Raw genomic sequence first — 12,347 nt, 5'->3', positions numbered from 1 at the left:
GAAGGTCCCTTCAGGAAGGTCGGATGGGGGAAAGGTGGACGAGCGGCACGACGTTCGCATCGTCTACCCACAGCTCACCGTCGGCGCCCTCGACCCGCGCGATGCGACGAGCGGCGGCGGCGCCCAGCCCCGACAGCGAGGCCACGCTCGCGGCCAGTCCCTGCCCTTCGCCGACATGCAGGCGCAGCGCGCACATCCGCCACGGCTCGCCGCCGAGCCGGGTCGCCAGCCGTCGCCACAGGCGTTCGGCCACGCTGCCCTCGTTGGCCGGCTCCGGGCGTGCAGGGAACGCCGACACGAGGCGATCCCAGGCCAGGAAGTCGCTGTCGGGCAGCAGGTACAAGCGCCAGCAGCAGCGGCCGCGTGCGTCGGCGAAGCACAGGCTCTCGCGGATGCCTTCGCTGTCCATGCCCTGGCAGGCGTGCGCGGAAACGGCGTGTTTCCAGCCGCCGAGCTCGCTGCTTTCGGGGCGGTACAGGCACAGGACCGTGCCCAGGGCCGCCAGCTGTTCCGGGGAAGGCAGCTGGCCAGGGCGCAGGTACCGGTCGGTGGTTCGCAGTGCGGAAAGGGCTCGGCTCATGATGGCTACCAGCTCACGGCAAGGCTGGCCGAAAGGTTCCGGCCGGGGTTGGTGTAGCGGTCGATCACCGTGCTGCTGGTGGCCAGCGCGGAGGTGATCGCGGAGTAATCGATGTACGTGCGGTCGCCGAGGTTGAACACGCCGACGTTGAACTTCGCACCCGGGGCGAATTCCCAGTGCGCCATCAGGTCCAGCACGCCGTAGCCGGCCGGACGGAACGCGGTGGCGCTGGCCATGCGGTCCTTGCGTTTGGCGAAGGTGCTGGCCAGTTCCACGCCCCAGCTGTCTCGGTCGTAGGCAACGCCCAGCGTGCCGCGCAGCGGATCGATCGATTCCAGCGGCACGTCTTCGGTCTTGTCCTGGCCGCGCGACCAGGCCACCGCTGCGTTCATCGACCAGCCGGACAGGGTGCTGCTGAGCTCGCCGAAGTCGACGCCACCCTTCAGCTCGGCCCCGTAGATCTCGGCATCGGCGATGTTCTGGGACTGGAACACGATCAGCCCCTGCGCATTGATGCCAACCTGGCGCTGGGACTCGATGAAGTCCTTGTAGTCGTTGTAGTAGCCGCTGAGGCTGACGTAGGCGGCCGGGGTCAGGAAGCGCACGCCCAGCTCCAGGCCATCGCTGGTTTCCGGCTTGAGGTCCGGATTGGGGATGGCGGTGTAGCCGAACATCACGTTGGTGAAACCGAGGTTCACGTCGTTGTACGGCGGCGAGCGGAAGCCATGCGAATAGCCGGCGAACAGCGACCAGTCATCGGCGAATCGCCAGACCATGCCCAGCTTCGGCGACACGCTGGTCTTGCTCAGGTCCGATACCGCCATGCCCGGGTTGTCGGCGGCGAAGATGGCGTCCACGTCCGGGCGCAGTTCGTAGTGATCCACGCGCACGCCGGGCACCAGCGAGAAACGGCCGTCGGCGAAACGCATTTCGTCCTGCGCATACAGGCCCAGCTCGGTGGTCCTGCTGATCGGGAAGTCGCGCACCGGGAATGCGTCGGGCAGGATGGTGGTGCTGGTCTGGCCATTGGCCAGCACCTGGTAGCCGTCGCGCTTCTGGCGCGTTTCGGTCCAGGTACCGTCGAAGCCATAGGTAAGTGCATGGTCGACCGCCCCGCTCTGCAGGCCCTTGTGGAACACCGCCTGCAGGCCGTACACGCGCTGGTCGAAATTGAACTCGCGGTGCCGGGTCGTGCGGTTGGCACGCTGTTCGTCGGTGCGCTGGGTGGTTTCGCTGTCCTGGCGGTACAGCTGCCACGACACGCTGTCGGCGAAGCCGGCGGCCAAGGCGTCCATCTCGTGGGCGAACGACACGCGCGCCCGCGTCTGGTGGTCGCGCGCCTGCATGCCGGTGGTGGTGGTGCGGTCGATGGCCGACAGCACGTCGGTGTCCACGCTGTCTTCGTTGCCTTCCACGGTGAGCCGGAAGCGCTGGTCCTCGCTCGGCGCGTAGACCAGCTTGCCCAGCACGCTGCGGCCATCGCGGTCCTGCGGGTTGGCGGCGGTGCGGGTGCGGTCGTTGCTGCGCACCTCGCCCATGCTCTCGGTTTCCTGGCCCTGGCGATGGTTGATGTTGACCATGCCACTCCAGTGGTCGCCGCCGAAGGCGGTCGTGACGCTGCCGAGCAGGCCCTTCCATTCGCCGTCGTAGCCGAACTTCAGGCCCACGTAGCTGTCCTTGCCGTCGGCCAGGTAGTCGGCCGGGTCCTTGGTGACGAACGCGACGACGCCGCCCAATGCGTCCGAACCGTACAGCGCGCTGGCCGGGCCGCGCACGATCTCGACCCGCTTGAGCGTTTCAAGATCGGTGAAGTTGCGGTTGGCGTCGGAGAAACTGCCGATGCTGAAGGCCTTGGGCATGGCGATGCCGTCGGTCTGGATCAGCACCCGGTTGCCGTCGAGCCCGCGGATGCGGAAGCCCCCCAGGCCGAAGCGGGCCGGGCTGCTGGTCACCGAGATGCCGGGCTCGTAACGCACCAGGTCCTTGATGCTGCGCACGAGGTGGTCGTCCAGCTGCTCACGGTCGATCACATCGACCGTGGCGGCCACATCGCTGAGCGCGCGTTCGGTGCGGGTCGCGGTGACCTGCACGCGGTCGAACTCGCGCGCATCGGCGGCATCGGCAGCGGCAGGTACGGCAGCACCGGCGGCCATGGGCAGCGCCAGCCACAAGGCGGCGCCGTAATACCGGACGCTGGCCGGCAACGATGTGGGACAGATCATGGAGGGGATGGTTTCGACTGGGCGCGGAAGGAGACCCCCGACCGACGCCCGAAACCGGAGGTCGCAGGCGAAGCGTCGAGGGGGAGAGAGCGGTACAGGGGTTCGCGCGGCCCCCGCCCGGTGGCAGGGACCGCTTGGAGCCGGCCAGCGGCCGGCACTACTTGGTCAGAATGAGCTTGTCGTTGCTGGTATGACGCAGGCGGTAGAAGCGGTCGCCATGCTGGATCAGGATTTCGCGGCGGCCCTTGAGCAGGGCTTCGCTGTCGATCACTTCTTCGACGGGGACCGCGCGGACCGGACGGTCACGGAGGGTCAGCGTTTCGGGGCGCAGCAGTACAGCAGCTTGAGTATTCATCGTCTGGACTCGTGCGAGGGACGATTTAGATGATAATGATTCTCAGTTGACAATCAACAACCATTCTCATTTTGATTGATGGGATTGATGATTGAAATCTGGATTTCGATTGATGTGGTCAATCGAATTGCAGGAAGATGCCGTAGAGCCACGCCCTGCGTGGCTGGCGGTCGGACACCTCTCAGCCACGCAGGGCGTGGCTCTACCGGGGGTGATCGGTGCCTTCAGCCACGCAGGGCGTGGCTCTACCGGGGTTGATCGGTGCCTTCAGCCACGCAGGGCGTGGCTCTACGGGGTGAAGATCGCCTCTACCCTTGCCCAGCCTGCGTCGTCCACCTGCTCCAGCACGTCCAGCGCGCCCAGGTTCTCTTCCAGCTGTGCCACCCGGCTGGCCCCCAGGATCACGGTCGTCACCTGCGGGTTGCGCAGGCACCAGGCGATCGCCAGCTGCGCCGGGGACTGGCCCAGCTCGGCGGCCAGGGCCGTGTAGCGGCGCACGCGCTCCAGCCGCTGTTCGGCCGGGTCGCCCAGCACCAGGTCCTTCAGCCAGCCCATCTGGCTCTGGCCCAGCCGCGAGTTCGCGTCGAAGCCGCTGTTGTACTTGCCGCTCAGCAGGCCCGATGCCAGCGGCGAGAAGATGGTGGTGCCCAGCCCCGGGTCGGCGTAGAGGGGCGCGTACTCGCGCTCGACACGCTCGCGGTGCAGCAGGTTGTACTGCGGCTGCTCCATCGTCGGCAGGTGCAGGTTGCGGGCGCGGGCCACGTCGACCGCCTCCTGGATCTGCGTGGCCGACCACTCCGAGGTGCCCCAGTACAGCACCTTGCCCTGGCGGATCAGGGTGTCCATGGCCAGCACCGTTTCGGCGATGGGCGTGTCCGGATCCGGGCGATGGCAGTAGTAAAGGTCCAGGTAATCCACCCGCAGGCGCTTGAGCGCGGCGTGGCAGGCGTCGGTGACATGCTTGCGCGACAGGCCATGCTGGGTCGGCCGGGGGTCGTCCACCGCGCCGAAGAACACCTTGCTGGACACGCACACCCCGTCCCGGGGCAGGCGCAGGTCGGCGATCACATCGCCCATGACCTGCTCGGCCCGACCGCGCGCATAGCCTTCGGCGTTGTCGAAGAAGTTGATCCCGTGGTCCCAGGCACAGGCCACCAGGTTGCGGGCTTCGTCACGGCTGATCTGGTCGCCGAAGGTCACCCACGCCCCGAAGGACAAGGCCGACAGCTTCAGCCCGGACGAGCCCAGGCGGCGGTAATGCATGCGTTTTCTCCTGCTGATGGCTGCGCCGGAACACCGGGGCGCGACCGGAATGAGTCGCATCAGTGTATCGCCCGGCGGGCCCGAACCCTTGTGGATACTTGCCCGATCGCGGCCGATCGGACCCCGGACGCCGCTTTTTCTTGCTCCGCCCCTGCCGCTGCTCTAGGCTTCCCGTTTTTCGCGGCGCCCCAAGGGAAGTCTCATGGTCGAAGGTTTGGGCAGGATTGGCTTCGGCCTGTTCGGGTTGGCAGTGCTGATCGGCATTGCCTGGTTGTTCTCGAACAACAAGCGTGCCGTCGACTGGCGGCTGGTGGTGACCGGCATCTCCCTGCAGATCGCCTTCGCTGCGGTGGTGCTGCTGATGCCCGGTGGCCGCGAAGCATTCGGCCTGCTCGGCGACGCGTTCGTCAAGGTTCTCAGCTTTGTCAACGAAGGCTCGACGTTCATCTTCGGCAGCCTGATGGACACCAGCAAGTTCGGTTTCATCTTCGCCTTCCAGGTGCTGCCGACGATCATCTTCTTCTCGGCGCTGATGGGCGTCATGTACCACCTCAACGTGATGCAGGGCATCGTGCGCGGCATGGCCTGGGCGATCACCAAGGTGATGCGCGTGTCGGGGGCGGAGACCACCAGCGTCTGCGCCAGCGTCTTCATCGGCCAGACCGAGGCGCCGCTGACCGTGCGCCCCTACATCGCCAAGATGACCCAGTCCGAGCTGATCACCATGATGATCGGCGGCATGGCGCACATCGCCGGCGGTGTGCTGGCGGCCTATGTGGGCATGCTCGGTGGCAACGACCCGGTGCAGCAGGCCTTCTATGCCAAGCATCTGCTGGCGGCCAGCATCATGGCGGCCCCGGCAACGCTGGTCGTGGCCAAGCTGCTGGTGCCCGAGACCGGCACCCCGCTCACCCGTGGCACGGTCAAGATGGAAGTGGAAAAGACCTCCAGCAACGTCATCGACGCTGCGGCCGCGGGTGCCGGCGACGGCCTCAAGCTGGCCCTGAACATCGGCGCCATGCTGCTGGCCTTCATCGCACTGATCGCGCTGCTGAACGCCCCGCTCACCTGGCTGGGCGAAGTGACCGGCCTGCAGGCGGTGCTGGGCCGCCCGACCGACCTGTCCACGCTGCTCGGCTACCTGCTGGCTCCGATTGCCTGGGTGATCGGCACGCCGTGGGCCGACGCAAACGTGGTGGGCTCGCTGATCGGCCAGAAAGTGGTGCTGAACGAGTTCGTGGCGTACTCCAAGCTGTCGGAAATCGTCAACGGCCAGGTGCCGGGCGTGTCGCTGTCGGCTGAAGGCCGCCTGATCGCCACCTACGCGCTGTGCGGTTTCGCCAATTTCAGCTCGATCGCCATCCAGATCGGTGGTATTGGTGGACTCGCCCCGGAACGCCGCCATGACCTGGCCAAGTTCGGCCTGCGGGCGGTACTGGGCGGTACCATCGCCACCTTCATGACGGCGACCATCGCCGGCGTGCTGACGCATTTCAGCTGATATCCGTTCTTGAGAAACAGTCTTTATGAGTAACAGTGTCGTCGTTGTCGGTTCCTTCAATGTGGATCATGTGTGGCGTTGCGAATCGCTCCCGGCCCCGGGTGCGACCATCGCCGGCCGCTACAGCACCGGCCCCGGCGGCAAGGGTTTCAACCAGGCCGTGGCCGCCAGCCGTGCCGGCGCCCCGACCACGTTCCTGTGCGCGCTGGGCGATGACGCCGGCGGTGCCATGGCGCGTGGCCTGGCCAAGCAGGACGGGTTCGCCCTGAGCGCCGAACCCAGCACCGAGCCGACCGGTACCGGCGGCATCTACGTGGACAGCCGTGGGCGCAACACCATCGTGATCGGCCCGGGCGCCAATGCCGCGCTCAGCACGGCCTACGTCGAACAGCAGCGCGCGCTGCTGGCCGGTGCCAAGGTGGTGCTGGCCCAGCTCGAGTCCCCGGTGGAGACCATCGAGGCAGCCTTGGCCATCGCCCGTGAGGCCGGTGCCACCACCGTTCTCAACGCCGCGCCGGCCGACGCCCCGTCCAGCATCGGACTGCTCAAGCTGGCCGACGTGCTGACCCCGAACGAGACCGAATTTGCCGCCCTGCTCGGCCGCCATGTCGGCGAGCGCGTGGATGCCGACGACGTCGCCGCCCTGGATGGCGCCAGCCTGCACGCCCTGTGTCGCAAGCTGGTCGGCAACGGCACCGTGGTGGTCACCCTCGGGGCAGTGGGTGTGTTCGTCTCGCACGCCGAAGAAAATCTGCGTGGCGACACCCAGCCGTATTACCGCGTAGGTGCCGAGCAGGTGCAGGTGGTCGATACCACCGGTGCCGGCGATGCCTTCAACGGTGCGCTGGTGGCCTCGATCGCCCAGCACCCGGACGCCGCCTTCAGCCGCCACGTCCGCTTCGCCAACCAGTTCGCCGGCCGTTCCACCGAGAAGGAAGGCGCCGCCGTGGCGATGCCGCACTTCACCCCGGGTGATGCCGACAGCAAGTAAGCGCCAGCGCGCCGAGCAGCAGGCCGGCAAGCACGTCCAGCAGGTCGTGCTGCCACGTCGTCACTGTGGACAACAGGATCAGGGCACAGGTGCCGTGCCACAGCCAGCGCAACACCGCCGCACCCGGCTGCAACGCCACCCGCCATGCCTGCCACACCAGCACCAGTACAGCGGCATGCAGCGACGGCGCCATGTTGAATGGCGCTTCGAACGCCCGTAGTTGCGCGAACAACAGCCCGCTCGCGCCGTCGGGCTGCGGCAGCACACGCACGTTGCCGGTTGGCCAGCACACGAAGGCGAGCATGCAGGCGGCCTGCACCAGCGCGATGGCCAACGCATGGCGGCGCAGGGCCGATCGGGTCGGGCAGATGAAGAAGGTCAGCGGGTACAACAGGTTCAGCGCCAGGTACGGCCAGATCGTCCACGCCCAGAACGGGATTGCCTCGTCCCAGCGACCATGCAGGCTGTAGGTCTGGGCCTGGCTGGCGGCCCAGTGGTTGGTCCAGCTGTAGCCATGGATGAACATCGCGCCGAGCAGCAGCATCCACAGCATCGCCTCACGCCAGGGCGGCTGGGGGACGGGCGCGTTGGCAACAGGCGGTAGGGGCACGCGCGCACCGTAGCAGAACGTAGCATCCCTGTTTGCCGTTATCCTTGCGCTTTCGCGGATACATGGACGGTACGCAGTGGCAGCAGCAGGCCGTCAGGAACACGCAGGCACGCACGCGGACGAACCGCGCTGGACACGCAATCCGGCCTGGGCCCTGTTTTCGCAGACCCATGCGCAGCGCCCGCTGCTGCTGGTGTCCGGTGGCGCCGACGAACTGTACGTGGTCGATGAGGCCGATACGCCGGCGGCCGTCGAACGGATCCTCGACCACTGGCAGAGCGACACCCTGGCGATCCTGCAGGACGATGCCGACTGCGGCCCGGCGATCCGGCAGTTGATACGCCTCGGCGTGCTGGCGCCGCTGCAGGCAGTGCGCCCGGTGCGACGTTACGCACTCGGGTGGCTCGGCGAACCCCTGCCCGGGTTGGCCGACGCCTTCGACCAGCATGCCAGCGCGGACCTCCTGCGCGTCGATGCCCTCGCCGACGCCGACCTGCTGGTGCTGGTCCGGCACGGGCTCGGCTGGGAACAGGCCTTGGCCCGCTACCGCGAACAGATGCCCGCACAACCGCATCTGCTGCTCGACCTCAGCCATCACCACACCCTCGCGCTTGGGCCCTATGTGGTGCCCGGCCAAAGCGCGTGCGTGTATTGCCTGGGCAACCGGGTGCTGCGCCGCTGGGGCGACGCCGTCGTGCCGGCGATGCCGGCGGTGGCAGCGCAGCCGGCGCGCATCGCGGCGCTGGTCGCGCCCCTGCTGGATCAGCCAGCCCTGTTGCTGGGCTATCTCGAACGCAGCGTCTGGCTCGACCTGCATCGCCTGCACGGCGAACGCGACCGGGTAGTGCGGCTGCCGTGGTGCCCCGCCTGCCAGGGCGAGGCGTCGCTGCCGCCACCGCTGTCGTTGCCCTGGGACGCCGGGCGCCCGTGATAATGTGGCCCCCGCGCCGGGCGATTCCGCCCCGGTCAATGGAGTGACCCCATGTATCGCCTGCCTACCCAGTTCGATGCCAGCGCTTCGCGCCAGGACCTTGCCGCGGCAGGCGGTGGCTCGACGTCGACCACGTGCAGTTCCTGCGTCGTCACCCTGCTCGGCACCTCGGTGTTGTCGGCCGTGGTGCTCGGCAAACTGGAACCGGTGACGCCCGCAGCCAACGGCGATGCACACGCCACGACCGCAACCGTCGACACCGACGCCGACCTCCACAACCCGCCACCTGGGGCAGTGCAGGAACCGTCCCGCGCTGCGCATGCGGATCCTGTGGACGCACCCGGCGCCGTGGTGCCGGCAGCCGGCTTGAGCCGAACGAGTCGAGTGCTGCTGGGGCTGTTCGCCCTGCCCCTGGCCGCCCTCGGCGGCGGCATGTTCATGAGCACCGCCAACCCGATCTTCGGCCTGTTCGTCGCCGTCGGGTTGTTTGTCGGCGTTTACGCCCTCGTCTACGAGCGCTCGGGCCGTTCGCTCGGGCGCGGCATCGGCATCGGCATCGCCCTGCTGCTGGGTCTGTGCGTTGTCGGCGTGTTCGAGATGATGGCCTGGCTGAGCGTGATGAAATGACCCGCTCCGCCGTGCACGCGGCGGAGCCGGGAACGCCCACGCTGTCTTCGCACCTGCTGCACGGCGCGGCGCGTCCGCGCTGCGGCCTGGTGCGCCCGGCGCAGCCGATCGAGGCCAGCGCCTGTGATTGGACCGGCCCATTGTTCGAGGGACGGCGCGTGCACAATGCCGCCACCCCGGCCGACCCGGCCAATCCCTGGCAGGGCGTTTCCGGCGCGGTCGCACTGGAGGCCGATGCCGCCGCCGACGGCGCGATCGCCGAAGCACTGGAGCGGCTGGCGGCGGCGCAGGCGGGTGTCGAGGTGCGTCGGCGTGATGCGCTGATGCCCGCGCAACGCTTGGACGAATCGGCCTTCGCCTTGTTCTCGGCACGCCAACGTGCAACGCCGGGCTTCCCGTGGCCCATGCCCGAATGCGACGACGATCTGTTCGCGGCGGTGCATGCGCTGGACGACAACCGCATGGTCTGGGTGCCACAGGAACTGGTGGGACTGGGGCCGCGCCGCGGCCAGGCGCGATTGCCGTCAACGTCCAGTGGCCTGGCGGCCTGGCGTGATGGACGCGATGGCGCCTGGCTGGCGCTGTTGCGCGCGGCCCAGGAGCTGCTGGAGCGCGATGCGCTGGCGGTGACATGGCTGAATGGCGTGGCCGGCCGGAGGATCGCGCTGCCGGCGCACTGGCACGCCCATGTAGACGCGCGGGGTGGTGAACTGCAGGCCTTCGACCTGACCCAGCACTGGAACCCGCACCCGGTGATCGCGGTGGCGGGGGGCATCCCGTTCGAAGGCCGCCCACGCTACGTGCTCGGCATCGCCTGCCGCGCCGATCCGGGCGAGGCGCTGCACAAAGCGCTGCTGGAATGGCAGCAGGCGCTGACCTTTGCCGCGCATCTGAGTGGCCGCGAAAGTGCCCGGCTGCCGCGCGAAGCGGCGGCGTTGCGCAGCTTCGACGAACACGCCGCGTTCTACACCCTGCGCCCGGACCTGTGGCCGCAGCTGCCGCTGCTGAAGGCGGCGGGCCACAGCACGCTGCCGCTGCCCCCGCCGGGCACAGCGGTCCGCCCTGCCGCGCCACGCGCGATCGCCGAGCTGGACCTGCTGCGGCGCCGACTCGGCAGTGCCGGCATCGCGCTCTACTACCGCGAGTTGACCACCTCCGACGTGGCTGCGGCCGGACTGCGGGTGATGCGGGTGCTGTCGCCGCACCTCAGTGGCCTGCATGCCGACGAGCGTGCGCCGTTCCTCGGCGGCCGTTGCCAGGACGTGGCATGGCGGTATCCCGGCGTGCCGCACAGCGGCGCGTTTCCCAACCCCTTCCCGCATCCACTGGGTTGATGCACGAGGACCGCATGCCGTCAGCGCCTTCCCCCTGGCACGATGCCCCGCTGTTCCATCTGTTCTGGCACAACGGCGAACTCAATCCCGCGCGTGCCGAGGTGATGCGCACGCGCATCGCCGAGGACGCCGCGCGCGCCTGGTCGCCGCCGCGGCCGGTGCATGCCGACGCCGGCATCGCCTTGCCGGACCCGGTCCAGCCCAATGACGCCCTGGCGCAGCGCCACAGTGGCCGCCGCTTCGGTGACGCCCGCTGGGGCGCGCAGGAGCTGGGCCGCGTGCTGGCCCCGCTGCGGGCCCGCCCCGGCGACAGTGACACGCGCCGGCTGCCGTCCGGTGGCGCGAAATATCCGATCCAGGCCTATGCCGCGCTGTATGGCGCCGGCGATGTGATCGCCCACGGCCAGGGCATCTGCTGGTACGACCCGCTGCACCATGCGCTGGTACCGGTAGCGCCCTGCCCTGCATGGCCGGTGCTGTCCCGACTGCTCGGCGTGGATTGGCCGGAGCGGCCGGCGGCCGTGCTGTTCCTGATCGCCGAACCGGCGGGCACGCTGGCCAAATATGGTGAACGCGGTGGCCGCTTCGTGCTGATCGAGGCGGGGGTCTGGCTGGGGGCACTGGGACAGGAAGTGGCGGCGATGAAGGCAGCCGGCTGCGCGATCGGCTCGTTCGAGGATGCCGCCGTCCTGGAACTGCTCGGGCTGGACCCGCGGCGGCATCTGGCCGTGCTGGCCTATGCCTGTGGCCCGGCGCCTTGACGAGCGCGTACAACCGCCCACCATCCCTCACCCTTTGGGGCGCGGGAAGCAACCGTCAAGCATCTGCTCATGCCCGTGCGGCATCAGGGCCTTCCGGATCGGCCTGAACCTGGCGCTGGATCGCAGGGGTCTGCGTGGTTGCCGGCCAGCGGCCGGCACTACAATGCCCGGCATGCAGATTGGTCCCTACAAGATCCAGCCCACTGTGGTGCTGGCGCCGATGGCCGGCGTCACCGACAAGCCGTTCCGGCTGCTGTGCAAGCGGCTGGGCGCGGGCCTTGCCGCCTCGGAGATGACCATCTCCGACCCGCGCTTCTGGAACACCCGCAAGTCCATCCACCGCATGGACCACGCCGGCGAACCCGCCCCCATCAGCGTGCAGATCGCCGGTACCGAGCCGCAGCAGCTGGCCGAGGCGGCGCGCTACAACGTGGACCACGGCGCGCAGATCATCGACATCAACATGGGCTGCCCGGCCAAGAAAGTCTGCAACGCCTGGGCCGGCTCTGCCCTGATGCGCGACGAAGACCTGGTGGCGCGCATCCTCACCGCGGTGGTCAACGCGGTGGACGTGCCGGTCACGCTGAAGATCCGCACCGGCTGGGACTGCGACCACCGCAATGGCCCGCGCATCGCACACGTCGCCGAGGACAGCGGCATCGCCGCGCTGGCCGTGCACGGCCGTACCCGCGACCAGCACTACACCGGCAGCGCCGAGTACGACACCATCGCCGCCATCAAGAACGCGCTGCGCATTCCGGTGATCGCCAACGGCGACATCGAATCGCCGCAGAAGGCCGCGCAGGTGCTGGCGCAGACCGGCGTGGACGCGGTGATGATCGGCCGCGCCGCGCAGGGACGCCCGTGGATCTTCCGCGAGGTGGCGCACTACCTGGCCACCGGCACCCTGCTGCCGCCGCCCTCGCTGCACGAGGTACGCGACATCCTGCTCGGCCATCTGCACGCCCTGCACGACTTCTATGGCGAACAGCAGGGCGTGCGCATCGCGCGCAAGCACCTGGGCTGGTACGCCAAGGACCGGCCGGAGAACGCCGCCTTCCGTGCGGTGGTCAACCGCGCCGAGGATGCCGCCAGCCAGGTCGCCCTGACCACCGAATATTTCGACGCCCTCGCCGCTGGCGAGCCGTTGTCGTCCGCTGCCTGAGCCTTTG

12 protein-coding genes are annotated in these 12,347 nt (G+C 68.6%); 7 read left to right on the top strand and 5 right to left on the bottom strand.

Features of this window, described 5'->3' with window-relative positions; all coding sequences use genetic code 11:
- Positions 1-10: 10 nt before the first annotated feature.
- The 4 genes from AC3ITN_RS03690 to AC3ITN_RS03675 all read right to left on the bottom strand — a co-directional run bounded on the left by AC3ITN_RS03690 (position 11) and on the right by AC3ITN_RS03675 (position 4,420).
- Positions 11-580, bottom strand: a complete 570-nt coding sequence (locus tag AC3ITN_RS03690) for a Hemin transport protein (RefSeq protein WP_489392115.1) — start codon at positions 578-580, stop codon at positions 11-13.
- Positions 581-585: 5 nt separating this feature from the next.
- Entirely contained in the window at positions 586-2,802 is a 2,217-nt protein-coding gene (locus AC3ITN_RS03685) for a TonB-dependent hemoglobin/transferrin/lactoferrin family receptor (RefSeq protein ID WP_489392114.1), read from the bottom strand.
- A 157-nt stretch (positions 2,803-2,959) separates the two neighbouring features.
- Entirely contained in the window at positions 2,960-3,157 is a 198-nt protein-coding gene (hemP, locus tag AC3ITN_RS03680; RefSeq protein WP_313346992.1) for a hemin uptake protein HemP, read from the bottom strand.
- Positions 3,158-3,445: 288 nt separating this feature from the next.
- Positions 3,446-4,420, bottom strand: coding sequence for a potassium channel beta subunit family protein (locus AC3ITN_RS03675; protein WP_489392113.1), 975 nt, complete (start codon positions 4,418-4,420; stop codon positions 3,446-3,448).
- A gap of 202 nt (positions 4,421-4,622) precedes the next feature.
- On the opposite strand from AC3ITN_RS03675, the gene AC3ITN_RS03670 reads away from it, so the two are divergent.
- Positions 4,623-5,921, top strand: coding sequence for a NupC/NupG family nucleoside CNT transporter (locus AC3ITN_RS03670; RefSeq protein ID WP_489392112.1), 1,299 nt, complete (start codon positions 4,623-4,625; stop codon positions 5,919-5,921).
- Between the two features lie 25 nt (positions 5,922-5,946).
- Positions 5,947-6,912 carry a ribokinase gene (locus tag AC3ITN_RS03665; RefSeq protein ID WP_489392111.1) on the top strand — a complete coding sequence of 322 codons (966 nt, stop codon included), beginning with the start codon at positions 5,947-5,949 and terminating at the stop codon, positions 6,910-6,912.
- On the opposite strand, the gene AC3ITN_RS03660 is transcribed toward AC3ITN_RS03665, so the two are convergent.
- Positions 6,884-7,465, bottom strand: a complete 582-nt coding sequence (locus AC3ITN_RS03660) for a phosphatase PAP2 family protein (protein WP_489392110.1) — start codon at positions 7,463-7,465, stop codon at positions 6,884-6,886. The two genes, AC3ITN_RS03665 and AC3ITN_RS03660, sit on opposite strands and share 29 nt — an antisense overlap.
- Before the next feature lie 133 nt (positions 7,466-7,598).
- Between AC3ITN_RS03660 and AC3ITN_RS03655 the strand changes: the two genes are divergently transcribed.
- The 5 genes from AC3ITN_RS03655 (at position 7,599) to dusB (ending at position 12,340) form a co-directional block, all read left to right on the top strand.
- Positions 7,599-8,453: a hypothetical protein gene (locus AC3ITN_RS03655; RefSeq protein WP_489392109.1), complete on the top strand. Its 855-nt coding sequence runs from the start codon at positions 7,599-7,601 to the stop codon at positions 8,451-8,453.
- Positions 8,454-8,504: 51 nt separating this feature from the next.
- Positions 8,505-9,080: a hypothetical protein gene (locus tag AC3ITN_RS03650; protein WP_489392108.1), complete on the top strand. Its 576-nt coding sequence runs from the start codon at positions 8,505-8,507 to the stop codon at positions 9,078-9,080.
- The gene (locus tag AC3ITN_RS03645) at positions 9,077-10,414 is read left to right on the top strand and encodes a YcaO-like family protein (protein ID WP_489392107.1); all 1,338 of its coding nucleotides are present in this window, start codon (positions 9,077-9,079) and stop codon (positions 10,412-10,414) included. The genes AC3ITN_RS03650 and AC3ITN_RS03645 overlap by 4 nt, the downstream gene beginning before the upstream one ends.
- Before the next feature lie 14 nt (positions 10,415-10,428).
- Positions 10,429-11,175 carry a SagB/ThcOx family dehydrogenase gene (locus AC3ITN_RS03640; RefSeq protein ID WP_489392106.1) on the top strand — a complete coding sequence of 249 codons (747 nt, stop codon included), beginning with the start codon at positions 10,429-10,431 and terminating at the stop codon, positions 11,173-11,175.
- A 172-nt stretch (positions 11,176-11,347) separates the two neighbouring features.
- Positions 11,348-12,340 (top strand): tRNA dihydrouridine synthase DusB, encoded by a 993-nt coding sequence (dusB, locus tag AC3ITN_RS03635; RefSeq protein WP_489392105.1) that lies wholly within the window; start codon positions 11,348-11,350, stop codon positions 12,338-12,340.
- Positions 12,341-12,347: the final 7 nt, after the last annotated feature.

Source organism: Stenotrophomonas sp. KH_036_B (assembly GCF_057839485.1).
The sequence above is the reverse complement of the archived record's forward strand: the minus strand, read 5'-3'. Positions and strand labels throughout refer to the sequence as shown.